Here is a 21,475-nt window from a genome sequence, read left to right as displayed (position 1 = left end):
GAAAAACATGCAGTACATGATCCTGATTCACTCTGAACCCATGGACGGCCCAAACCCGGGAGAGCCCGGATTCGACGAGATGATGGCGCCTTGGATGGCCTACAACCAGAAGTTGGTTGATGGCGGCCACTATGTGGCGGCAGACCAGCTGCAGGGCGTTGAGACGGCGACCACGATTCGTCGGGCCTATGGCGCCGGTGACACCATCGTTGATGGCCCCTTCGCGGAAACTAAAGAGCACCTCGGCGGCTTCTACATTGTGGAAGCCAAAGATCTGGATGAGGCGCTCGCGCTCGCCGCGGCTGTTCCGATTCCGGCCGGCTCGCTCGAGGTTCGCCCGGTGGTGCCCTCGTAGCGTGCTCGACGACTCAGAGGCGGTCACTCGCCTGGCGCGTGAGGAGAGTGGGCATGTGCTCGCTCTTCTCACGCACCGCTTCGGCCTCGAGGTTGCCGATGATGCGGTGCAGGATGCGCTTGTCGAGGCTCTGAACTGGGCCGTAGTGCCTGACAACCCCGCCGCGTGGCTCTACACGGTGGCGCGCAATCGCGCGGTCGACCGCGTGCGGCGAGACGCTGCGGCCGCGCGTCGTCTCGCACGCTCAGCCCCTGATCTTCTGTCGGCCGCCGAGCACAACAATGGTGACGACGGCCCCGGCGGCAACGACGAGGAGGTGCCCGACATGATTGACGATGCTCACTATTCGGGCGACGAACACCTGCGGTTGCTGCTGCTCTGTTGTCACCCGGCACTGAGCCGAGACACTCAAGTGGCATTGACCCTCCGGCTTGTCGGCGGCCTCACCACAGTCGAGATCGCCGCCGCATTTTTGCTGCCCGAACAGACCCTCGCGCAGCGGATCGTGCGGGCGAAGCGCAAGATTCGTGACGCGGGCATCCCGCTCAGCATCCCCGAAGACGTCACGTCGAGAGTCGATGCTCTGCTCACCGTTGTGTATCTCATTTTCAACGAGGGCTATCTCTCCCGGGGGAGTGCGGCAGGCGCCCGCATCGACCTCGTGGAAGAAGCGATTCGTCTCACGATCACCGCGCGCGAACTGCTCCCAGGTAATCCCGAAGTCGAAGGCCTATTGGCGCTGGAGCTCTACGCTCGCGCCCGCCACGACACTCGTTTTCACGGCGACGAATTGATTCTCCTTGAGCAGCAGGATCGCACCCGCTGGGATGGCGAACTCATCGAGCAAGCCAACCGGCTGCTGCGTAGTGCCTTGGCGCAACTGCAGCCAGGGCCATTCCAGACCCAAGCGGTGATTGCGCGCCACCATGCCACCGCCCGCACTGCCGCCGACACCGACTGGCCGGCAATCGCATCCGCCTACGCTGTGCTGCTGGCCATGACGGGTGGATCGCCGGTAGTGGCACTCAATCGTGCCGTCGCGGTGTCAATGGCCGACGGCCCCGATGCGGGGCTGCGCTTGCTCGCCGAGATCACCGGCCTTGAGAACTATCACCTGTATTGGGCTACTCGTGCCGAGCTATTGTTGCGTGCCGGCGATGCGGATGCCGCGGCCAAAGCCTTCGCCCGAGCGCGCGAACTGGCTACGAATGCCGCCGAGCAGCAGCATCTCGATCGCCGTATCGCGCAGCTGCCTAAGTAATTCCGCCGGAGTCCCGCTCGCCCCGCAGTTAGGGCCGCTTCGGCGCGGGCGCAGGCTGCGCGTAGTGATGTTCGCCGTTCGCCCCTTTCTCCACGACATCTCGGATGCGGGCTGCGCGCACGGCTGGCGTCTTGATGCCGGTAAGGCGCGCATAGATCTGGAAGCGCTCACTCCGGGTGAGGCTAGCGTGGAACTCCGACGAGGCCGGGTTTGCGTCGAGGGCAGCCTGCAAGTCTGGGGGAGTCGTCATGTTCTTCTGGCTGTAGGCAGCATCCCAACGACCGTCTGCCTTGGCGCGCTCGACTTCGGTGAGGCCGCGTGGCCGCATCTGGCCCTCCTCGATGAGCCGGGCAACATGGTCGCGATTTACTTGAGACCAGGGACTGTTCTTGCGTCGCGGGGTGAACGCTTGCAGCGTGTAGTCGTCGTCGAGGCGTGCCATCTGGCCGTCGATCCACCCGAAACACAGAGCGACGTCGAGTGCTTCGCTCCAGGTGATGCCGGGGGCCTTCGATAGTTTCTTGCGGAGTTTCAGGCGCACTCCCTCGAGCGACGGCTCGTTCTCGAGGTAGTCCGTCCACTCGGCGATGGTGACGTTGAGGATGGGTTTGTCGGCGAAACTGGCCACGAGTGGAGCCTTCTTTCGAGGGAAATGAAGTGAGCGCGAGAGGAGAGCGGAGATGGTGCCGACGACCGCATCGGGTTGTCGGCGGCTGCTTCTAGAGTCTATCAAGAAGCAGGAACCTGTTTCTTTTCACTCACTCACTCACTCACTCTAGGAGCATCATGTTTGCTGTACTCACTGAAATCAACTGGCTCGCGGTTATCGCGTCCACGATCGTGTTCACCGTTCTTGGAGGTCTGTGGTTCGCGGTCATTGTGGCTAAGCCGTACGCCGCGGCTCTGGGAGACCCGAGCAGCACGTCGCCCGCAGGCGGCAAAGCGGCAGCGATGCCACCGTTGTTCATCGTTGGCCCGCTCATCGCGAACCTCGCCGTTGTTGTCACGAGCGCCGTTCTGCTGCGGGCGCTCGCGGTCGAGTCCCTTGCCGATGGAATCGCCTTCGGCCTCATCGTTGGAGTGGGCTACCTCATTGCTCACACCTTTAACATCGCGATCAACCCCAACATCCCGCGTCCGTTGCTGTACGGCCTCGTAAACGCTCCGTACTTCGTTATCTGCAGCGTGGTGGCAAGCATCATTCTCACGCTCTGGAGTTAGACAGACGGGGGCCGCGTCGTACGCTTGTCGTGGCGAGGCTCGGCCTCCGCCGTCCCGCCGCAGCAGAGAGGTACGTTTCGGATGAAGATCGAGCAGTCCGAGATTGATGCGGCCGTCACGTGGACGCTCTCGCGCGCCGCCCGGGCGATCGAGCACACGATGACTGAGATCATCCAGAGCTCTGGGCTGTCAGCAGTGCAGTTCGGCGTGCTCGTTCAGCTCTCCAGTAACGGCCCCATGACCCGGGCGGAACTCGCCCGCGCCACGATGGTGCGCCCCCAGAGCATGGCGGGTGTCATCGACGGCATGGTCGAGGCGGGGATGCTCGAGCTCAGCGGTGCCGGAGGGCGCGGTCGCGCTAACCCTCTCATCCTCACCACCAAGGGTGCAACGATTATCGACGCTGTCTGGCCGCAATTTGTGGAGGCGAACGCCGCCGAGAACCTCGGCCTCACCGAGGAAGAGGCGACCACCCTCAACGCGATCCTGCACCGCCTGCGCACGCTGTAGCGCTCGCACGACTGCGGGTTTGAGGGCTGCTGGTCTTGCGCGCTGAGTTCACTCGTGCCGAGCGTCAGCAGCGCTTTCCCATCGTTTTGGGCTCCCGCGCTCGTGTTTAGTAAACGTTTGCGTAACCTAGAAGGCCTTCCCTAATCTCGTCAGCGTAGGTAACGCAAACGATTACGTACCGCGCTGAGTACGCACCCAAAGGAGGGGCAAATGACGACTATCAGAGACGTCGCTCGCGTCGCTGGCGTGTCTCCAGCGACGGTATCGCGCGTAGTCAACGGCCTTGTCGGCTACTCAACCGAAACGCAGCAGCGAGTAGAAGCGGCGATCGCCACGCTCAACTACGAGCCAGACACCCTCGCTCGCGGACTCAAAACCAAGCAGACCGCCGTTATCGGCGTATTGGCGCCCGTAGTTTCGGATGCGCTCGCCTCCGAAATCATGAGCGGTGTTGAAGCCGCGGCACGACTCCACGGCTACTCAGTGATGCTCGGCCGCACCGGCCCGAGTTCAACCTATGCGTCGAGCTATCTCCGCACCCTGCGCACCTACCGTGCTGCGGGAGTTATTTTGATCTCCGCGGCAGTCACGCCAGAAATGCGGCGAGTGCTCGGGTCGAACGTGCCGTTGATGTCAGTCGCGATCCGCGACGGTCATCGGTTTCCGAGTCTTGCCATCGACGATGAGGCTGCGGCCTATGACGGCACGCGCCACCTTATTGCGCAGGGGCACCGCCGCATCGGCCTGCTGGCGGGAGACCCGGCATCCGTTCTCGTGAACACCGTTCGAACCCGCGGCTATGTGCGCGCGATGGCCGAGGCGAAGCTCACGCCGCTGGTCGAATCAGGCAACTCTCTTTACGATTCTGCGCCTCCAGCTCTCGGGCGGCTTCTCGCTCGGGATGCCGAGCTCACCGCCGTTTTCGCGCTCAGTGACGAGATGGGGGCAGCGGTCGTGAACGAGCTACAGCGGATGGGGCGGCGGGTTCCCGACGATATTTCCGTTCTCGGCTTCGACAACACGCGCACTTCGCTGCACGTGTACCCCGCGTTGAGCACTATCGCGCAGCCGCTCGAACGGATGGGGGAACTCGCGGTCGAGCGACTGCTCGCATCCGAGAGCCTGTCGGGTGGCCCTGTTCCGCGCATCCTGCCGCACCGACTTATTGAACGCGGAAGCACCGCACGCTTTATCGAATGACAGCGCACAACCCCACCACCAAGAAAAAGGAGCAAGTCATGATGCAACGACGCCGTGATCGACGGGTTCTCGTCGGCTTAGCAGTCGCCGCGACCGCAGCACTGGGTCTCACCGCCTGTGCTGGTGAAACAGCAGAACCCGCCCCCGCCGCGGAGGCTGAGTTTGAGGGCCGTGGGCCTATTCAGTACGTTTCGAGCCCGGATGCTTCTGGAGCCGCTCAAGAAACGATCGATGCGTGGAACGCGGAGCATCCTGACGAGCAGGTGACCTGGGTCGAGCTGCCTCTCGACGCCGACCAGCAGCGTCAGCAAATGGTGCAGAACGCGCAAGTGGAAGGCTCGAGCTATTCGGTGTTGAACCTCGACGTCGTGTGGACGAGTGAGTTTGCGGCGAACCGATGGATCGCGCCGCTGCCCGAAGACGCGCTTCCTCTCGACGAAGAGATTCCCGCCACCGTTGAGGCTGCGAGTTACCGCGACGTTGTGTATGCCGCCCCGTACTACACCGATGGCGCAATGCTGTACTCGCGCAGCGATCTGCTGACCGCAGCCGGTGTTGACGCGGCTCCCGAGACCTGGGCCGAAATGGAAGCGGCCTGTGATGCTGTGCTCGCGCTGCCCGAAGCTGAGGGCATGTCGTGCTACGCCGGCCAGTTCGATAAAAACGAGGGTCTCACTGTGAACTTCAGTGAGGCAGTGAACTCCGCTGGGGGCTCACTCTTCGATGCGGAGGGCACCCCCACTGTCGATACTCCGGAAGCTCTCACCGCCTTGGAATTTCTCGTTGATGGTTTTGACTCGGGAATGATTCCGCGTGAAGCGATCACCTTCCAAGAAGAGCAGGGTCGTCAGGCGTTCCAGGAGGGCAAGCTCGTCTTCCTTCGCAACTGGCCCTACATCTTCAAGTCGCTTTCGGCTACGGATGGTTCTTCTGCCGTCAACGGCAAGTTCGAGGTCAGTGCGATTCCGGGCGAGCAAGGACTGGGTGTTTCCACCCTTGGCGGTCGCAACATTGCGATTTCCAGCTTCGCTGAGAACAAAGCCACGGCGCTCGACTTCGTGACGTTCTTCACGAGTCGCGAACAGCAGGAAGCGCGCTTGACCCTCAGTTCGCGTGCTCCGGTGTTCCCCGAGTTCTTCGCTGACGATGCCGTCACGGCTCAGTACCCGTACCTCCCGACGTTGCTTGAATCGCTGGAAAACGGACAGCCGCGACCCAAGGTCGTGCAGTACGGCGCGACTACGGCCGCAATCCAGGACGAGATCTATGCAGCCTTGAACGGCGACAAGTCGGCTCAGGATGCCCTCAGCGACCTTCAAGAGAAGCTCGCCTCGATCACCGCAGGTTAGTAACACCCTCGGGGTGGCCCGCACTACGGCCACCCCGAACCCCATCCCAGAGAGAGTTTCGTTATGACCTCATCGACGACAACCCCGTCGACCGTCACCCGCTCACGGCCGCCGCTGCGAAAGCGTGGCAGTGTGGAGCGCGAAGGCCGAATGGCTTCGCTCCTGCTGTCACCCACGTTTATCGTGCTGCTACTGGTGATCATGTATCCGCTGCTATCGGCGGTATACCAGTCGCTCTTCAGCGCCCAATCCGGCCTCGACGCCAACGGATTCGTGGTGGAAGGCGAGACTTTCGTCGGGTTGGGTAACTATGCCGAGATCTTCGCCGGTGCTGAATCGGGTCGCTTCTACAACGCTCTGTGGAACACCACTTTCTTCACCTTCGTCACCGTCTCGCTAGAAACTCTCATCGGTGTTGGTTTCGCCGTCGCGATGAACCGTGCGTTTGCAGGCCGAGCGTTTCTGCGCGCCGCCATTCTGATTCCGTGGGCGATTCCCACCGCAGTTTCGGGTTTGCTGTGGCGCTGGATCTTCCAATCCAACGGAATCGCTAACGAACTGCTAGACACTCAGATTCTGTGGACGGCTGAGGGCTTCGCTGCCCAGGCTGCAGTCATGATCGCCGAAGTCTGGAAGACAGCACCCTTCATCGGGCTTCTCGTGCTCGCCGGAATGCAGCTCATTCCCGAAGAGGTATACGAAGCAGCAAAGCTCGACGGCGCTAACGCGTGGAAGCAGTTCTTTTCGATCACTCTGCCTCTCGTGCGCCCCGCTTTGCTTGTCGCTGTGCTGTTCCGGATGCTCGACTCGCTTCGCATGTTCGACCTTCCGTTCGTGCTCATCGGGCCACGAAAGAGCTCGGTCGAGACGCTGTCGATCCTCGCGTGGGACCAATCGAACCAACTGCAATACGGCTCGGCATCCGCCTTCGCCATCATTCTGCTGGTGTACGTCGCGCTGATCGCCTATGTCTTTATTCGTCTGCTCGGCGCCGATCTGGTCGGTGATGCCGATAAGCAGGCAGAGAAAAAATCTCGTAAACGTATCGCGCAGCACACAAGGAGACGAGATAGTGACCACCATCTCTGAACAACACGTCATCGCAGCGGCAGGAGCGCGTTCGCGTCCGGGCGCGCGTCGCAAGCGCGCAACGGGCCTGGGCTCTGCCGTCACTCGCTGGGTCGGAATCGCGATTGTCGCGATCTACTGCCTCGCTCCGTTTTATTGGATGGTGGTGTCGAGCTTCCGCACCACCAATGACCTCTTCGACACGACCCTCTTGCCCACCACGTGGTCGCTCGAGAGCTACGCCCAAGTCTTCGATTCGTCGAACGACTTTGGCCGCTCTTTGCTCAATAGCCTTATCGTGGCCGGGATCACCACGGTGCTCGCGCTCATCCTCGGCATCTTCGCTGCCTACGCTATTGCGCGACTCAAGTTCCGGTTCAAGTCAGGCATTTTGGCCGTCATCATCGCCACATCAATGTTCCCTGGCATCGCCGTGGTGGTGCCGCTGCTGCGCCTCTTCACCGATATCGGCTGGATCAATACTTACCAAGCGATGATCGTGCCAAGTCTGTCCTTCGCGATCCCGTTAGCGGTCTGGAACCTCACGACCTTTATGAAGCAGCTTCCACAGGATCTGGAACAAGCGGCGATGATCGATGGCTGCACCAAATGGCAAGCGTTCACCAAGATTCTTCTGCCCCTTGCGGCACCGGGGGTCTTTACCACTGCCATCCTGACGTTCATCCATAGCTGGAACGAGTTCATCATCGCGTTGTCGATGGCGAACGATCCCGCCATCCAAACCGCCACTGTCGCGATCTCCAAGTTCACAGGGGCGAGTGATTTTCAAGCCCCCTTCGGAGCTCAAATGGCAGCAGGCGTAATCGTGACGATTCCGCTCATGATCATGGTGCTCATTTTCCAACGTCGCATCGTCGAGGGACTGACTTCGGGGGCCACTAAGTGAGTGACTGGTGGAACAGCGCCGTCATCTACGAGGTTTATCCGCGGTCATTCTCTGATGCCGATGGCGACGGTATCGGAGACCTTCGCGGAATCATCGAGCGGATGCCCTACTTGGAGTCACTCGGGATAGATGGCATCTGGCTTACGCCGTTTCAGCGCTCACCTCAGGTAGATCAGGGCTACGACATTAGCGACTATTGCGATGTCGATCCGCTCTTCGGTTCCCTTGCTGACTTTGATGAGCTTCTCGCTGCAGCTCACAGCCATGGAATTCGCGTGTTGGTGGACATTGTTCCCAACCACACGTCGATAGAGAATCCTCTGTTCGAAGCCGCGGTCGCGGCCGCACCAGGCTCGATCGAGCGTGACATGTTCCATTTCTCTGAGGGACGCGGCCTGAACTCGGAGTCGCCGCCGAACAACTGGGTGAGTGTGTTTGGTGGCCCAGCCTGGCACCGAGTGTTCCCCGAATCGACGGTCGACACCCAGTGGTACCTCCACTTGTTCTCTCCGGGGCAACCCGACTGGAATTGGGAGAACCCGGCCGTTGCCGCGTACTTCGAGGCGGTCATCCGCTTCTGGTTTGACCGCGGGGTCGACGGAATTCGGGTCGATGTGGCGCACGGTCTCTATAAAGCGGCAGGGATGCCTGATTCGCCGACTGTGCCGGCAGTGATCGACGGTTTGCGGTCGAATCCGCTCGCGATGGACCAAGAGCCCGTTCACGAGGTGTACCGCTCGTGGCGAAGGATCGCCGAGGAGTATTCTCCGGCACGGTTGCTGGTCGGTGAAGTCAATCTCGAACCGGAGCGTTCGGCGCGCTACACCCGCGCAGATGAACTGCACCAAACGTTCGCGTTCGCGTTCGCGAAACTGGGCTGGGATGGCAAACAATGGTCGGCGGTGGGGCAACAGCTCGAAGCGGTGCGTCGCACGGTTGGTTCGGCGCCGAGCTGGGCCCTGGAGAACCACGACATTGTGCGCACTGTCACACGATTCGGCGGTGGTGCGCTCGGGCAGCAGCGAGCCCGAGCCGCAGTGGTTGCGCTCTTGGGCCTTCCGGGAACGGTGTACATCTATCAGGGTCAAGAACTTGGGCTACCCGAGGTCGACGTTCCGGTCGCTCGTCGTGCTGATCCGATGTGGTTCAACGGTGGAGTGAGCCGCGACGGGGCTCGTGTTCCCTTGCCGTGGGATGCCGCATCCGCGGGTTCGCATGGCTTTTCACCGGTCCCGGGTGCCGAGCCGTGGCTGCCGGTACCGCCAGCCTGGGGAGACTTTTCGATCGAACGGCAAGAGCTCGACGAGACCTCGGCCTTGGCTCTTTTCCGTCAGGCAAGTGCCCTTCGCGCGCAGTTCGAAGTGTCGTCATCCTCCTCGGCATCTCTGGCGCTCGACTGGAGCATCGATGGCAACGGTCGAGTAATCGCTCGGCGCAGCGACGGCCTCCGCGTGGTCATCGCGATGGGGGAGTCAGCGGTTGAGTTGCCGGCGGGAGCCGTAGTGCTGAGCTCAGAAGCTCTCGTTGATGGCAAGCTGCCCGCGAACGCTGCGGCGTGGGTGGCCGCCGAGTAAGCCTGAACCGGCGCCGCCGGAACTGTGCTACTCCTGCTCGCTGAACAAAGACTGATTCGTTGCACGGAGCGAAACAGGCGTTGAATAGAGCTATGCGAGCTACTTACATTTACGGCGCCGGCGATGTCCGCGTCATCACCGCCCCTGACCCCCAGCTCATCGAGAGCACTGACGCGGTCGTTCGCATCACCCGCGCGTGCGTGTGTGGCAGCGATTTGCACCCGTTCCATTCGATGCCGGCGGATGCGGATGCTCGCCCCATCGGACACGAATTCATCGGCGTGGTCGAAGAACTCGGGGCAGACGTTGCGACTCTCGCGGTCGGCGACTTCGTCATCGCTCCCTTCGCCTACTCCGACGGAACCTGCGAGTTCTGCCTCGAAGGGCTCCAGACCTCGTGCATCCACGGCGGCTATTGGGGAAACGGCGGCATCACGGGCGGCCAGGCCGAAGCCGTGCGCGTGCCCTACGCCGACGGAACTCTCGTGAAGGTTCCCGGCACCGTCGACGAGTCGCAGTACGCCGGGCTTCTCTCACTCTCTGACGTCTACGCCACCGGTTGGCACGCCGCTTACAAGGCTCGCGTCGCTCCCGGCCAGACCGTTACCGTCATCGGCGATGGCGCTGTCGGCCTGCTCGCGGTCCTCTCGGCCAAGCAGATGGGCGCCGAGCGCATCATCCTCATGGGGCGCCACAAGGCACGTACCGACCTTGGCATCCAATTCGGAGCCACGGATGTCGTAGCCGAGCGAGGCGAAGAAGGAATCGCCCAGGTGCGCGAACTTACCGGCGGCGCCGGCAGCCACGCGGTCCTCGAAGCCGTTGGTTTCATGCCTGCTTACGAGCAGGCCCTCGGCGTTGTGCGCGCCGGGGGAGTGATCAGCCGTGTCGGTGTTCCCCAGTACGAGGATGCCCCGGTTGGACGCCGCAGCCTCTTCGGGAAGAACGTCACCCTCACCGGTGGTGTGGCCCCGGCTCGCGCCTACATCGAGCAGCTGCTGCCCGGAGTGCTCGACGGAACCGTGAACCCGGGCCTCGTCTTCGACCAGACCGTAAAGCTCGAGCAGACCCCCGACGGCTACACCGCGATGGATGAGCGCACCGCCCTCAAGGTGATGGTCGACCCGACGTAGTAGCAGCGCATCCGCCGGTTAAACAGCAATGTCGAAGGCCGCTAGGGTTTAAACAACCCCGACGGCCTTCGACATTCTTTGCTGGGCCTCCTGTCGGATTCGAACCGACGACCCCCGCTTTACAAGAGCGGTGCTCTAGCCAGCTGAGCTAAGGAGGCTTGGGCCAACGCCCTATTTTAGACATGACTTTGCCTATGCTCCGAACCAATCGTCAAAATCGCCGTCGAACACTCGCAGGAATTTTTGCTGCGGTGATCGCTGGTGCCTCCATCGCGACCCAATCACGCATCAATGGTGAGCTTGCAGTTGAGCTTCAGGACTCGACTCTTGCCGCCCTTATTTCGTTCGGAATTGGGCTGGGCATTCTCACCCTCATCGTGCCATTTGTGCCCAGTGCCCGGGCAGGATTCCGTACCCTCCGCACTGAAGTAACCAGCAAAAGGTTGCCATGGTGGTATCTCACCGGTGGCGCATTCGGCGCATTCTTTGTGCTCTCACAGGGGCTGGCGGCATCAGCGCTCGGCGTCGCGCTGTTCACTGTTGCCGCAGTCGCGAGCCAAACAATCAGTTCCGCCGTGATCGACAGGGTGGGTCTCGGCAGTCTGCAAAAGCGGCCTGTCACGGTGCTCCGTGTCGTGGCATCCGTGGTGGCAGTGGGGGCTGTGCTGTTCTCGGGGCTCGCCGATCTGCATGTCGACGGATCATTTGTGCTGGTGTTCTTGCCGCTAATCGCCGGATTCGGCATTGGCTGGCAACAAGCGATTAACGGACACGTGCGTCAAGTGACGCGCTCGCCGCTGACCGCAACCTACGTCAACTTCGTGGTCGGCACTACGGTGCTCTCGATCGCCACCATCGCCTACGGACTCGTCAGAGGTTGGGGACACCAATTTCCCACCGACCCTGTGCTCTACATGGGGGGAGCCGTCGGCATCGTCGTGATCGTTGTCGCCGCCGTGCTGGTGCCAATCACCGGCGTCCTGTTTTTCGTTCTCGGATCAGTTGCCGGACAGGTATTAGGAGCGCTCGCGCTCGAACTTTTCTTGCCGACCGACAGCGATGGGGTGGCCGCAACGACCGTGATTGGTGCAGTACTTACGTTGCTTGCGGTAGCGATCGCGTCATTCGCGAGTCAGCGACCACCCAAGAATCTGCTGTCGAACTAGTCGTTTTCGTCGAACTCCAACGAGCTCGAGTTCAAGCAGAAACGGTCACCGGTCGGAGTCTGGTGGGCGTCGTCAAAAAGGTGGCCGAGGTGTGAGCCACACGTTGCGCAAAGAACTTCAGTTCGCACCATGCCGAGCGAGCGGTCTTCGCGCAGTTCAACAGCGTCCGGGTTGATTGCTTCGTAAAAGCTCGGCCATCCCGAACCAGAATCGAACTTCGTTCCGCTCTTGAAGAGTTCTGCGCTGCACGCGCCGCAACGGTAGGTACCTTCGCGCTTTTCATCGAGAAGAGCGCCAGACCAGGGGCGATCTGTGCCAGCTTCGCGCAACACCGAGTACTTGAGCCCGAGCTCGTCGCGCCACTGTTCTTCTGTCTTATTCACCTTGTACGTCATAGTGGTCTCCTTAGATCGTCAGCTTTCGCTGCCCAGTACATTAAACTCGTGGTTGTGCCTAATGATTCCGTGATCGCCAAGTCTTGGGGCGAATTAACAACAACCGAGCTCTACTCGATCATGAAACTACGCACCGACGTATTTTTCGTTGAGCAAAAAGTCGACGAAGAAGAACTCGACAACCGCGATCAAGAAGACGCCACGGGCCATTACTGGATCGCTGACGAGCACGGCGTTGCCGCCTACATCCGCGTTCTCTACAACGAGACAGCCGAATACTTGGATGGCCATCGAGTCATTGGTCGGGTAGTCGTACGCGAAGATCGCCGCGGTGAAGGCCTCGCGCAGATCATCATGAAACGCATCATCGACGACTTTTCCAACGAAGCGATGCTTCTGCACGCGCAGGACTACATCGTGCCGCTCTATGCCAAATTTGGATTCGAGTCATTCGGCGACCTCTACGAAGAGGCCACCATCATGCATCAGTCCATGTATCGCGCGGCTCGCTAATGCGTCGCCTCAATGTGTGCGTACTCGGGCCGGCGGCACTCATCGTCACGGCACTAGCCATCGCGCTCACCCCGATGACGAGCAACGCCGCTGTGCCGACAGATGCTGTGCCGAACGCCGTCGTACCGAACGCTGCTGAAGGAACGACCTGCCAAGTGACGGATGCCGCCATCACGTGGGGCGTCAAAGAGTCGCTTCGGTCGTACATCAGTGGCACGATCGCCAACGGCGAATGGGCGGTGAGCGACGGCGCCATCTATGAGACCCCCAACTTTAGTTGGAGCGAAGGCGCCGGTGAACTCGTCGACGGTAGTGGTGCTCTCGCCTTTGACGGCAGTATTCGCTTTATGGGTCATGACGGAATTCTCGACACCACCCTCAGCGGACTCGAATTACGCTTCAACGGCAGCACAACCGCCCAACTGGTATTCGACGTTTCGGGAACAACTCAAGACGGAACCCCCGTCGACGAAAACGCCGTCGATTTCGCCACCATCGACACCTCCGGTATTGCCGTCGCCGCTGGCAAAGCAACACTTACCGCCGCGCCGGTAAGCCTCACCGAAGCCGGCTCTGATGCCTTCGGCACCTACCCCGCTGGCGAAGAATTTGACCCCATCACCGTGACATTCAGTGCCACCAACGATTGCTTGCCCGCACCAACCGCGGCGGTGACAACGCTTGAACGCAACACTGTTGTCGTCATCGCCGTCGGCGCGGTCACTGCGGCAGCCGGCCTCATCTTCTTCGTTACTCGCTGGCGCGGAACCAAACGCATTCCTCGGAAGCCAGCACGCTAAGACCCAGAACCGGGCGCATAGATGGCCCGTGCGAGCGCATCAAGCACCGTTACCGTACGCGGCCCAAAGCTCAGAATCTCACCGTCATCCATCTCGACAAAGCGCTGATTCTTGCCTGCCTCCGTAAGAGCGACCGCAGGGCGAGCTTCGAGCAGTCCGCTCACACCACCAACGCTCTCGAGACCGCCTGTCATCACCAAAATCAGGTCAGGATTCGCGGCGACCATCGCCTCATCCGTCATCGGGCGCATGCCTTCGAGACCAATTTCGGCCGCGACATCCACCCCGCCAAGCGCGCCAATCAGCACGTCAGAACCCGACTCTTGGCCAAACAAGTAATAAACCCCCGACGTGCCCCGCAAATAGAGAAACATCATTCGCAGACGATCACCACGCGGAACAATGCCCGCAATTTCAGCGATCTTCGCCTCAATCTCGGCACTCAACTGCTGGCCAAGAACCTCGCCAGCAGCGGCAACACCCAAGGCCTCAGCAGTCTGATGAGCCAGTTCAGCAACACCATCAATTGACGGTTCCGTCTGCACAAACACCACAGCGATACCGGCATCGCGCAACTGCAACACCACATCAATTGGACCGATTGAGCCATCCGTCAGAATGAGATCTGGCCGCATCGCCAGAATCGCTTCATTGTTTACCGTGTGTGCGCTCGACGTGATAACCGGTAAATCAGCGGCCTCATCGAAGGTCGTCGAAATATCGCGCGCTACCAAAGAATCAAGCAACCCCAGGCCAGCAACTGTCGCTGCAATTGACCCCGAAATATCCATCGCGATCACGCGATCAGTCGAATCGATCGTCACAGAAGTGTCTCCGCTGAGATCATGCGACAACACCGTCGTCGGCAACGACTGCACCGGTGCCGCCAAAGGAGCCGAAATCCCGGATGACGGCAAAGCAGCACGGACAAGGCCGCTGTAATCCTTGGCAGTAGTCAACGTCGTTAATTCAGCCAACGGACTATCTAGATCAGCCGTCACCGTGACTGTCGGAGCCTGCGCAATACTCGCCGCAGTGCAACCGGTAGTCACCAACAGAACACCAGACAACACCACGGCAGTGGCAAAAAGTCGGAAGCGCATGAAAGCCAATCGGAAACATCGGGTACTAAGGCAATCCTAACCTCGACTCTCGAGATTTGGGCCCCTGAGCCGCGTGGCTCGGCAAGCACAGAGCAACCACACCCTAGAATTGCGTTCATATTGGAGGTCTTGACGTGTCGGAAACTGAGCCAACAGCGCGCCCCCAGACGAGCCTGCCCGAACGCTCAATCCAGATCCTCGACTTCGAACGCGAATGGGTCCGTCACGTCGGATCCAAAGAAGAAGCCATCAGCTCACAGTTTCATGTCTCAAGCGCGCGCTACTATCAGATGCTTAACGCCGTAATCGACGCACCCGACGCTGTAAAATTCGATCCAATGTTGGTCTCGCGACTGCGCCGCAACCGAGATAACCGGATGCGCAACCGCACGGTTCGCACAGCCAACCACGACCACCACGAAGAATTGACAGACTAAGCAATGGCGAGTTACCCGAAAGACCGATTCGACGAAGCGCCCGACGACATCGAACGCATCGGTGCGCACCGCGGACCGAAACGACGCGGTCGCGGCTGGATCGGATTTGCTTGGGCGCTTCTCGCCACCGGTGTACTCGTGTTCGGTGGGCTCTTCGCTCTGAGCCAATACCTCGGCGACGACCTCGGAATCCCCATCTTCGCAACCCCCGAAGAACCCGTCGAAGCCCCAGCGCCGGTAGAAACTGTCGCCCCCGTCACTGACCCCGCTGCCATCGACCCGGCGCGCGCCCTTACCGTCGACGTACTCAACGGAACCCCCGAAACGGGAGCGCAAACCAGCGTATTCGACGAACTCACCGCCGCCGGTTGGCCGATGGGAAGCGCCGCACCCGCCTCGGCCCGCGATATCGAAGACACCTACATCTACTACAGCAACGTCGCCGACGAAGACGTAGCCTCCGGGCTCGCCGCCGCCCTCGGCATCGGAGAAATCCGCCTCGTCGAACCCGACGTATTCCCCGCAGCCCAACTCACCATCGTGATCGGCTCCGACTACCTCGCCAGCGGCCAATAGCCAGCCTCCAAGCGCGCACGCCGCGTTAACACCAGCCGCAACCGTCGAAGCCGACGACACTCAAGCGCACGCCACGGCACTGACGTGCGACAGCGCCACCACCAGCGCGCCCAGTTGACGAAACTTCAGCCCCGCAGAGTGCGCGGCGCTGTCTTGCACTCACCCCTGTCGAGTGCTAATTTTGACCTTGGCACTCGCACAGTTCGAGTGCCAACTTATTCGCTTGTACGACGTCCGGGAGGGACGAGAAACACACATGGCAAAGATCATTGCTTTTAACGAAGAGGCCCGTCGCGGCCTTGAGCGCGGCCTGAACATTCTCGCTGACGCCGTAAAGGTCACGCTCGGCCCACGCGGTCGCAACGTTGTTCTCGAGAAGAAGTGGGGCGCTCCCACCATCACGAACGACGGTGTATCCATCGCCAAGGAGATCGAGCTTGACGACCCGTTCGAAAAGATCGGTGCCGAGCTTGTCAAAGAGGTAGCAAAGAAGACGGATGATGTTGCCGGAGACGGTACGACGACTTCTGTTGTTCTCGCTCAGGCTCTCGTTCGCGAAGGCCTCCGCAACGTTGCTGCGGGTGCAGACCCCATCAGCCTCAAGCGCGGAATCGAAAAGGCCACCAACTCGGTCATCGAGGCACTCATTGCGAGTTCCAAAGAGATCGAGACCAAGGAAGAGATCGCGGCTACTGCATCTATTTCTGCTGGTGACCCTGAGATCGGTGCACTTATCGCTGAGGCGATCGACAAGGTCGGCAAGGAAGGTGTTGTCACCGTTGAGGAGTCGAACACGTTCGGCACCGAGCTTGAGCTCACTGAAGGTATGCGCTTCGACAAGGGATTCCTTTCGGCATACTTCGTGACCGACCAAGAGCGTCAAGAAGCGGTCTTCGAAGACCCTTACGTTCTTATCGTCAATGGCAAGATCTCGAACATCAAGGATCTTCTCCCCATCGTCGACAAGGTAATTCAGAGCGGCAAGCAGCTGCTCATCATTGCTGAAGACGTTGACGGAGAAGCACTCGCAACTCTCGTTGTGAACAAGATCCGTGGCATCTTCAAGTCGGTTGCCGTCAAGGCTCCTGGCTTCGGTGACCGTCGCAAGGCTCAGCTCGCTGACATCGCGATCCTCACTGGTGGACAGGTCATCTCAGAAGAGGTCGGCCTCAAGCTGGAGAACGCAACTCTCGAACTCCTCGGTCGCGCCCGCAAGGTCGTTATCACCAAGGACGAGACCACGATCATCGAAGGTGCTGGTGAAGAAGAGGCGATCGCAGGTCGCGTCAAGCAGATCCGTGCCGAGATCGACAACACTGACAGCGATTACGACCGTGAGAAGCTCCAGGAGCGTCTCGCTAAGCTCGCCGGTGGTGTTGCAGTCATCAAGGCAGGTGCCGCAACTGAGGTTGAACTCAAGGAGCGCAAGCACCGCATTGAGGACGCAGTCCGTAACGCCAAGGCCGCTGTTGAAGAGGGAATCGTCGCCGGTGGTGGCGTTGCCTTGATTCAGGCTGGCAAGATCGCGTTCGACAGCCAGGCAATGGCTGACTTGGTCGGCGACGAAGCAACCGGAGCGAACATCGTTCGCGTTGCTATCGATGCACCGCTCAAGCAGATCGCGCTCAACGCAGGCATGGAGCCTGGTGTTGTTGCTGACAAGGTCCGCAACCTGCCCATTGGTCACGGCCTCAACGCAGCAACCGGCGAATACGTCGACATGCTCGCTGCTGGCATCAACGACCCGGTAAAAGTAACTCGCTCAGCGCTGCTTAACGCATCGTCGATCGCGGGACTCTTCCTCACGACCGAAGCCGTTGTTGCTGACAAGCCTGAGAAGAACGCTGCTCCGATGGGCGACCCGTCAGGCGGCATGGACTTCTAAGTCCTCTCGCTTTACAGAGCTTCACCGCAGTACACAGAATGGGCGTCTCCTTCGGGAGGCGCCCATTCTGGCGTTAACAGCGCCTGTTGCGCCGCCGCTAGCGCACGAAGAGGCGCGCGTTCGCGGCCTCGATCTCTGCATACTGCTGGCCCGCCTGAGTGAGCGCGTGATTGATCGCGGCAAGGTTTTCTTCTACCCGCTGCTGGGTTGCTTTCCAGTCGGTGACAACTGTTGAGAAGGCGGTTGCTGCCTGCCCGGTCCACGACCCCTGAAGGTTAGTGAGTTGGCCATGCAACCCTGAAACCTCGGCTTGGATTCTACTGATGGAGTTCTGTACCGCTCCAGTGGCACTGAGAACGGCGTCGCTATCTACTTGGTATCGAGTCATAGCTCGACGGTAGGCCGCAGCAAGAGCGCCCGCGGAGGGCTAGTCGTTCTCAGTGCCCTCTGTGGCGTCGGGCGAGCTGGGGAGGAGGGGAAGTTCGACTCGGAACGTCGCGCCGCCTCCTGGCGTCTCAAGTGCCTGAACGGTGCCCTTGTGGGCGTGCACGATTGCCGCCACGATGGCGAGGCCGAGACCGCTGCCGCCGGTATCGCGGTTACGTGAGCTATCGGCACGCCAGAATCGTTCGAAAACTTTGTCGCGAATTTGAGCCGGGATGCCCTCGCCGTGGTCAATAACGGAGAGCACAGCAACTTGGCGTTCGCGGTCAACGCCAACACCGATCTCTACGGGAGTGTCGGGGGAGGCGAAGCGGAGCGCATTCGTCACGAGGTTGGTGAGCACTTGGCGAATCTTGTTTTCCTCGGCCATTACCACGGCGTGCAGATCACTCGGCGGGGCGACGACCTGCGTGATTCGTGCCGCCGCTTTGGCAACCGCGACTGATTTCTTGCGCGACGCCAACCGTGACAGCCGTGCACCAGCGGCCGCGATCGGTCCCGTGGCGAGCGCAGCGACACCGCGAGCGGGGGTGCCCGGGCCTGGGTCAGAGCTCTCAGGTAGGTCGATCACGGTGGTGTCGGTGCTGGGTTCGACCGCCACTGTGGGGTGAGCATCAATCGTGGGGTGGGTGTTGATGACGTTCACGGTACGACCGGCCGATGCCCGAGCATCCATTGCGGCATCATTCGCGAGCGGCAATAGGTCAACTTCGGTGAGTTGGAGGGGCTTTGTCTCATCAATTCGGGCCAACTCGAGCAAGTCTTCAACAAGACCGCCCATGCGAATGGCTTCTTTTTCGATGCGTTCCATAGCCTGAGCCACATCGTCTGGCTTAGTGATGGCACCCATGCGGTAGAGCTCGGCATACCCGCGCACCGTGACCAGTGGGGTGCGTAGTTCGTGACTCGCGTCGCCAACGAAGCGGCGCATCTGATCGATGGTTCGCGCGCGGTCGGCGAAGGCGCGGTCAATTCGGCCAAGCATCGAGTTGAGCGAGCGATTGAGGCGCCCAACCTCGGTGTTGGGGGTTGCCCCAGAGAGTCGCTGATCGAAATCGCCATCAGCGAAACGGGCAGCGGTAGCTTCAACTTCACGCAGGGGCGCGAAGGTCGACGTGACGAGTAATCGGGTCAGAGCACCGCCGACGATTACTACAGTGAGGCCGAAGAATAAAAAGATGGCGGCGTAGCGAGCAACGATGGCGTTGGAATCGATCAGGTCGCGGGCAATAACGATCGTGACAAAGTCTGTGCCGATCGTGCTTGCTGCGGGGTTGGCGATGACCCGCCACTGGCCTCCGAGGGTGGTGCTGGGCAGGGTGAACGCGCCGGAACGCGTGCCGGCCTCGGCGATCGTGATGCCTTCGAGAATGGGGCGTGCGGCATCCTCTTCACGGCTATTGCATCGCATGGTGCCGTCGTGGTTGAGAACCGCAAAATACAGGTCATTGGGCAGTCGAGAGACGCTGCACTGCGGGTCTCTGGTTGTTCCCGAATATTGGATGCGGCCGTCGAGGCCATCGGCGGCCGCGGTGATCTTGTCGTCAGTCTGTTGCAGTAGATAGTCGCGCAACACGGCGGCGGTGCCGACGCCCGCGACGAGGAGGCCCATGGTGAGCAGCAACACGGTAACGCCAGTGACTTTCGTGCGCAGCGAGATGCGGCTCCACGCGTCTGGGATCTTCTCCTGCATGATAGTGAACGGTACCTTGCGTCGCTGGGAATCGGGAAACAGTTATGGCCAGCGAAACCGCTTAAAGCGGTGACGCTGGCCACACGGTTTAGTTAGACCTTTGCTGCTTTCAGCATGTAACCGAAACCACGTTTCGTCTGAATGAGCGGCTCTTCGGTGTGAATGTCGAGCTTGCGACGCAGGTAGGAGATGTAACTCTCCACGATGCCGGCGTCACCGTTGAAGTCGTATTCCCAGACGTGGTCGAGAATTTGAGCTTTCGAGAGCACGCGGTTGGGGTTGAGCATGAGGTAGCGCAGCAGTTTGAACTCGGTGGGGCTGAGTTCGATCTGTTCGCTGCCGATGCTCACCTCGTGGGTGTCTTGGTCCATGGTGAGTTCACCGGCGCGGATGATCGTTTCTTCGTCATCGGCCATCGTGCGGCGAAGGATCGCCTTGATGCGGGCCACGATTTCGTCGAGGCTAAAGGGCTTCGTGACATAGTCGTCGCCACCGACGGTGAGACCCATGATCTTGTCTTCGGTGTCATCTTTTGCCGTGAGGAAGAGGATGGGGGAGGTGTAGCCGGATGCGCGCAAGCGCTTGGTCACCCCGAAGCCATTCATATCGGGCAACATCACGTCGAGGATGATGAGGTCGGGTTCTTCTTCAAGAACTGCCGAGATCGTCTGTGCCCCGCTTCCTACCGCACGCACCGCGAATCCTGCGAAGCGCAGGCTCGTGGTGAGGAGGTCGCGAATGTTGGGTTCGTCGTCAAAATCAGAATCTTGGGTCCGTCAGCCATTTACCCAGTATCTGCGTGTTTCCTGAACGCTGGCTGATGGTCGTGCGCGTGTCGGCTTCTTGGGCCACACGAGTGAGCTTGAGAAGTTATCAACTTTAAGCGTACGCTGAAAGGACGAATCGGCAGCGGAGGGGCACGCGACGCATGAAACGAACATTCTTGGGAACACTATTCGCCTTCGGACTAGGCGCACTCGCATTCGGCGCGATCGCGGTGATGTCACACATCGGTCGCTCGGATGGAGCCATCTGGGGGAGCGCAGACGGCCTCATCCCCATGTGGCCCCTTTCCGTGGGGTTCGGTTCACTAGGTCTGATGGCGCTGAGCGTCACACTTCTCGTTGTACTCGCGGTAATTGGTCTGATTCGCGATGTCCGTGCCAAGCACGAACTCGCCTAGAGGGCTAGACGCTCGCTGGCAGCAGTATTGCCGGGTCAGGCGCCTTGCAGCTGCAGCGAAGAATCGTTCAGTTGAAAGAGGTACGCGAACGCCGGCTTTGTGTATGCCACGCCTCGATCAGAACTGCGGATCAAGGCGGCGTCGGCGGTTTCCGGTTTCTTCGGGATGAGATAGCTCGCGCGGTCGTCGCGGTCGATCCGGTAGCGCCCGGCCCGCTGGTGGATCGCGCCGACGAGCGTCACGCGCGGGTCCAGGGCTGCGAGGCTGGCATCCCCATGGCTGCTATTGGCGAGGAACAGGCCGCCGGGTTTAAGATAACGCGCGCAGTGATCCCACGCTGGCCCGGTGTAGAGCGCAATGAGCAGGTCGAACGAACTATCGAGCCGCCCGACGATCAGTTTCGACGTAGGTGACAGAAGGGATTCCTGTCGAAGACGACAGATCAAGGTAGCTGCCGACATTGAGCGCCGAAGCCACTGGCCAAGTCGCTACCAGCGCTTGGAATAGCCCGGAGCGGTCGCCGATCGACTTCTTGTAGGTGTTCCACGACGGTGCGCTCGGTTGACGTTTTTCAGTTGCAGCATTCGGTGTCATGAATAGGGCCTCTGTACCAGATGAGGATCGGGGAGGCCAACGTTATCAATCCAACGCGACCGACACCGTATTGGCGTCGCCTGCGTTGCGAAAACCGAAATGAAGAAC

24 protein-coding genes and 1 tRNA gene are annotated in these 21,475 nt (G+C 60.5%); 17 read left to right on the top strand and 8 right to left on the bottom strand.

All coding sequences use genetic code 11. The annotated features are described in order from the left end of the window. The first annotated feature begins 7 nt into the window (after positions 1 to 7). Together ON14_RS04965 and ON14_RS04960 are read left to right on the top strand one after the other, a co-directional pair. The gene (locus ON14_RS04965) at positions 8 to 355 is read left to right on the top strand and encodes a YciI family protein (RefSeq protein ID WP_010203577.1); all 348 of its coding nucleotides are present in this window, start codon (positions 8 to 10) and stop codon (positions 353 to 355) included. Position 356: 1 nt separating this feature from the next. Next, positions 357 to 1,616 (top strand): sigma-70 family RNA polymerase sigma factor, encoded by a 1,260-nt coding sequence (locus ON14_RS04960; RefSeq protein ID WP_010203576.1) that lies wholly within the window; start codon positions 357 to 359, stop codon positions 1,614 to 1,616. Between the two features lie 28 nt (positions 1,617 to 1,644). Here ON14_RS04960 and ON14_RS04955 read toward each other — a convergent pair whose 3' ends face one another. After that, on the bottom strand, positions 1,645 to 2,244 hold the full coding sequence (locus ON14_RS04955) for a YdeI/OmpD-associated family protein (protein ID WP_010203575.1): 600 nt from the start codon (positions 2,242 to 2,244) through the stop codon (positions 1,645 to 1,647). A 158-nt stretch (positions 2,245 to 2,402) separates the two neighbouring features. Here ON14_RS04955 and ON14_RS04950 point away from each other — a divergent pair, with 158 nt between their 5' ends. The 8 genes from ON14_RS04950 (at position 2,403) to ON14_RS04915 (ending at position 10,578) form a co-directional block, all read left to right on the top strand. After that, on the top strand, positions 2,403 to 2,837 hold the full coding sequence (locus ON14_RS04950; protein ID WP_010203574.1) for a DUF1761 domain-containing protein: 435 nt from the start codon (positions 2,403 to 2,405) through the stop codon (positions 2,835 to 2,837). An 81-nt stretch (positions 2,838 to 2,918) separates the two neighbouring features. Beyond that, complete coding sequence (locus tag ON14_RS04945) at positions 2,919 to 3,347, top strand: MarR family winged helix-turn-helix transcriptional regulator (protein ID WP_010203573.1); 429 nt, start codon at positions 2,919 to 2,921, stop codon at positions 3,345 to 3,347. A 210-nt stretch (positions 3,348 to 3,557) separates the two neighbouring features. After that, entirely contained in the window at positions 3,558 to 4,547 is a 990-nt protein-coding gene (locus tag ON14_RS04940) for a LacI family DNA-binding transcriptional regulator (RefSeq protein WP_010203571.1), read from the top strand. Continuing rightward, a complete protein-coding gene (locus ON14_RS04935; RefSeq protein ID WP_237719684.1) occupies positions 4,544 to 5,896 on the top strand; it encodes an ABC transporter substrate-binding protein in 1,353 nt (450 codons plus the stop codon). The genes ON14_RS04940 and ON14_RS04935 overlap by 4 nt, the downstream gene beginning before the upstream one ends. Before the next feature lie 63 nt (positions 5,897 to 5,959). Beyond that, complete coding sequence (locus ON14_RS04930) at positions 5,960 to 6,985, top strand: carbohydrate ABC transporter permease (RefSeq protein WP_010203568.1); 1,026 nt, start codon at positions 5,960 to 5,962, stop codon at positions 6,983 to 6,985. After that, positions 6,969 to 7,871: a carbohydrate ABC transporter permease gene (locus ON14_RS04925; RefSeq protein ID WP_010203566.1), complete on the top strand. Its 903-nt coding sequence runs from the start codon at positions 6,969 to 6,971 to the stop codon at positions 7,869 to 7,871. Before ON14_RS04930 ends, ON14_RS04925 begins: the two co-directional genes overlap by 17 nt. Then, a complete protein-coding gene (locus ON14_RS04920; RefSeq protein ID WP_010203565.1) occupies positions 7,868 to 9,445 on the top strand; it encodes an alpha-amylase family glycosyl hydrolase in 1,578 nt (525 codons plus the stop codon). The genes ON14_RS04925 and ON14_RS04920 overlap by 4 nt, the downstream gene beginning before the upstream one ends. A 92-nt stretch (positions 9,446 to 9,537) precedes the next feature. After that, positions 9,538 to 10,578, top strand: a complete 1,041-nt coding sequence (locus tag ON14_RS04915) for a zinc-binding dehydrogenase (protein ID WP_010203564.1) — start codon at positions 9,538 to 9,540, stop codon at positions 10,576 to 10,578. An 84-nt stretch (positions 10,579 to 10,662) separates the two neighbouring features. Here the strand turns inward: ON14_RS04915 and ON14_RS04910 are convergent. Further along, positions 10,663 to 10,736: transfer RNA gene (locus tag ON14_RS04910), tRNA-Thr, on the bottom strand. A gap of 36 nt (positions 10,737 to 10,772) precedes the next feature. Between ON14_RS04910 and ON14_RS04905 the strand changes: the two genes are divergently transcribed. Further along, complete coding sequence (locus ON14_RS04905; RefSeq protein WP_010203563.1) at positions 10,773 to 11,744, top strand: DMT family transporter; 972 nt, start codon at positions 10,773 to 10,775, stop codon at positions 11,742 to 11,744. Here ON14_RS04905 and msrB read toward each other — a convergent pair. Then, on the bottom strand, positions 11,741 to 12,139 hold the full coding sequence (gene msrB / locus ON14_RS04900; RefSeq protein WP_010203562.1) for a peptide-methionine (R)-S-oxide reductase MsrB: 399 nt from the start codon (positions 12,137 to 12,139) through the stop codon (positions 11,741 to 11,743). The genes ON14_RS04905 and msrB overlap by 4 nt on opposite strands. A gap of 54 nt (positions 12,140 to 12,193) precedes the next feature. On the opposite strand from msrB, the gene ON14_RS04895 reads away from it, so the two are divergent. Together ON14_RS04895 and ON14_RS04890 are read left to right on the top strand one after the other, a co-directional pair. Further along, positions 12,194 to 12,652 (top strand): GNAT family N-acetyltransferase, encoded by a 459-nt coding sequence (locus tag ON14_RS04895; RefSeq protein WP_202800909.1) that lies wholly within the window; start codon positions 12,194 to 12,196, stop codon positions 12,650 to 12,652. Further along, on the top strand, positions 12,652 to 13,452 hold the full coding sequence (locus ON14_RS04890; protein ID WP_010203559.1) for an HtaA domain-containing protein: 801 nt from the start codon (positions 12,652 to 12,654) through the stop codon (positions 13,450 to 13,452). The genes ON14_RS04895 and ON14_RS04890 overlap by 1 nt, the downstream gene beginning before the upstream one ends. On the opposite strand, the gene ON14_RS04885 is transcribed toward ON14_RS04890, so the two are convergent. Next, positions 13,449 to 14,555, bottom strand: a complete 1,107-nt coding sequence (locus tag ON14_RS04885) for a heme/hemin ABC transporter substrate-binding protein (protein WP_010203554.1) — start codon at positions 14,553 to 14,555, stop codon at positions 13,449 to 13,451. The two genes, ON14_RS04890 and ON14_RS04885, sit on opposite strands and share 4 nt — an antisense overlap. Before the next feature lie 134 nt (positions 14,556 to 14,689). Here ON14_RS04885 and ON14_RS04880 point away from each other — a divergent pair, with 134 nt between their 5' ends. The 3 genes from ON14_RS04880 to groL all read left to right on the top strand — a co-directional run bounded on the left by ON14_RS04880 (position 14,690) and on the right by groL (position 17,453). Next, positions 14,690 to 14,992, top strand: coding sequence for a DUF3263 domain-containing protein (locus ON14_RS04880; RefSeq protein ID WP_010203553.1), 303 nt, complete (start codon positions 14,690 to 14,692; stop codon positions 14,990 to 14,992). A 3-nt stretch (positions 14,993 to 14,995) separates the two neighbouring features. Next, positions 14,996 to 15,568, top strand: coding sequence for a LytR C-terminal domain-containing protein (locus ON14_RS04875; protein ID WP_010203552.1), 573 nt, complete (start codon positions 14,996 to 14,998; stop codon positions 15,566 to 15,568). 256 nt (positions 15,569 to 15,824) lie between these two features. After that, positions 15,825 to 17,453, top strand: a complete 1,629-nt coding sequence (gene groL, locus ON14_RS04870; RefSeq protein ID WP_010203551.1) for a chaperonin GroEL — start codon at positions 15,825 to 15,827, stop codon at positions 17,451 to 17,453. A 97-nt stretch (positions 17,454 to 17,550) separates the two neighbouring features. On the opposite strand, the gene ON14_RS04865 is transcribed toward groL, so the two are convergent. The 3 genes from ON14_RS04865 to ON14_RS04855 all read right to left on the bottom strand — a co-directional run bounded on the left by ON14_RS04865 (position 17,551) and on the right by ON14_RS04855 (position 20,285). Next, on the bottom strand, positions 17,551 to 17,841 hold the full coding sequence (locus ON14_RS04865) for a WXG100 family type VII secretion target (protein ID WP_010203550.1): 291 nt from the start codon (positions 17,839 to 17,841) through the stop codon (positions 17,551 to 17,553). Positions 17,842 to 17,880: 39 nt separating this feature from the next. After that, on the bottom strand, positions 17,881 to 19,590 hold the full coding sequence (locus ON14_RS04860; RefSeq protein WP_010203549.1) for a sensor histidine kinase: 1,710 nt from the start codon (positions 19,588 to 19,590) through the stop codon (positions 17,881 to 17,883). A gap of 92 nt (positions 19,591 to 19,682) precedes the next feature. Further along, complete coding sequence (locus tag ON14_RS04855; RefSeq protein ID WP_010203548.1) at positions 19,683 to 20,285, bottom strand: response regulator transcription factor; 603 nt, start codon at positions 20,283 to 20,285, stop codon at positions 19,683 to 19,685. A 233-nt stretch (positions 20,286 to 20,518) separates the two neighbouring features. Here ON14_RS04855 and ON14_RS04850 point away from each other — a divergent pair, with 233 nt between their 5' ends. Beyond that, positions 20,519 to 20,773 (top strand): hypothetical protein, encoded by a 255-nt coding sequence (locus ON14_RS04850; protein WP_010203546.1) that lies wholly within the window; start codon positions 20,519 to 20,521, stop codon positions 20,771 to 20,773. 35 nt (positions 20,774 to 20,808) lie between these two features. Here the strand turns inward: ON14_RS04850 and ON14_RS04845 are convergent, their stop codons facing one another. Then, positions 20,809 to 21,234 carry a hypothetical protein gene (locus ON14_RS04845; protein ID WP_010203544.1) on the bottom strand — a complete coding sequence of 142 codons (426 nt, stop codon included), beginning with the start codon at positions 21,232 to 21,234 and terminating at the stop codon, positions 20,809 to 20,811. Positions 21,235 to 21,475 lie beyond the last annotated feature (241 nt).

Origin of the sequence: Salinibacterium sp. PAMC 21357, assembly GCF_000247645.1 — a bacterium.
Classification (GTDB): Bacteria; Actinomycetota; Actinomycetes; order Actinomycetales; family Microbacteriaceae; genus Rhodoglobus.
This window is presented reverse-complemented; position numbering and strand designations above follow the sequence as displayed.

Excerpts from the sequence above, each read along its gene's own strand:
- ON14_RS04915 (WP_010203564.1), top strand. The coding sequence starts at position 9,538 with ATGCGAGCTACTTACATTTACGGCGCCGGCGATGTCCGCGTCATCACC.
- ON14_RS04890 (WP_010203559.1), top strand. The coding sequence starts at position 12,652 with ATGCGTCGCCTCAATGTGTGCGTACTCGGGCCGGCGGCACTCATCGTC.
- ON14_RS04885 (WP_010203554.1), bottom strand. The coding sequence starts at position 14,555 with ATGCGCTTCCGACTTTTTGCCACTGCCGTGGTGTTGTCTGGTGTTCTG.
- ON14_RS04860 (WP_010203549.1), bottom strand. The coding sequence starts at position 19,590 with ATGCAGGAGAAGATCCCAGACGCGTGGAGCCGCATCTCGCTGCGCACG.
- ON14_RS04905 (WP_010203563.1), top strand. The coding sequence starts at position 10,773 with ATGCTCCGAACCAATCGTCAAAATCGCCGTCGAACACTCGCAGGAATT.
- groL (WP_010203551.1), top strand. The coding sequence starts at position 15,825 with ATGGCAAAGATCATTGCTTTTAACGAAGAGGCCCGTCGCGGCCTTGAG.
- ON14_RS04845 (WP_010203544.1), bottom strand. The coding sequence starts at position 21,234 with ATGTCGGCAGCTACCTTGATCTGTCGTCTTCGACAGGAATCCCTTCTG.
- ON14_RS04950 (WP_010203574.1), top strand. The coding sequence starts at position 2,403 with ATGTTTGCTGTACTCACTGAAATCAACTGGCTCGCGGTTATCGCGTCC.
- ON14_RS04930 (WP_010203568.1), top strand. The coding sequence starts at position 5,960 with ATGACCTCATCGACGACAACCCCGTCGACCGTCACCCGCTCACGGCCG.
- msrB (WP_010203562.1), bottom strand. The coding sequence starts at position 12,139 with ATGACGTACAAGGTGAATAAGACAGAAGAACAGTGGCGCGACGAGCTC.
- ON14_RS04945 (WP_010203573.1), top strand. The coding sequence starts at position 2,919 with ATGAAGATCGAGCAGTCCGAGATTGATGCGGCCGTCACGTGGACGCTC.
- ON14_RS04965 (WP_010203577.1), top strand. The coding sequence starts at position 8 with ATGCAGTACATGATCCTGATTCACTCTGAACCCATGGACGGCCCAAAC.
- ON14_RS04850 (WP_010203546.1), top strand. The coding sequence starts at position 20,519 with ATGAAACGAACATTCTTGGGAACACTATTCGCCTTCGGACTAGGCGCA.
- ON14_RS04865 (WP_010203550.1), bottom strand. The coding sequence starts at position 17,841 with ATGACTCGATACCAAGTAGATAGCGACGCCGTTCTCAGTGCCACTGGA.
- ON14_RS04940 (WP_010203571.1), top strand. The coding sequence starts at position 3,558 with ATGACGACTATCAGAGACGTCGCTCGCGTCGCTGGCGTGTCTCCAGCG.
- ON14_RS04875 (WP_010203552.1), top strand. The coding sequence starts at position 14,996 with ATGGCGAGTTACCCGAAAGACCGATTCGACGAAGCGCCCGACGACATC.
- ON14_RS04935 (WP_237719684.1), top strand. The coding sequence starts at position 4,544 with ATGACAGCGCACAACCCCACCACCAAGAAAAAGGAGCAAGTCATGATG.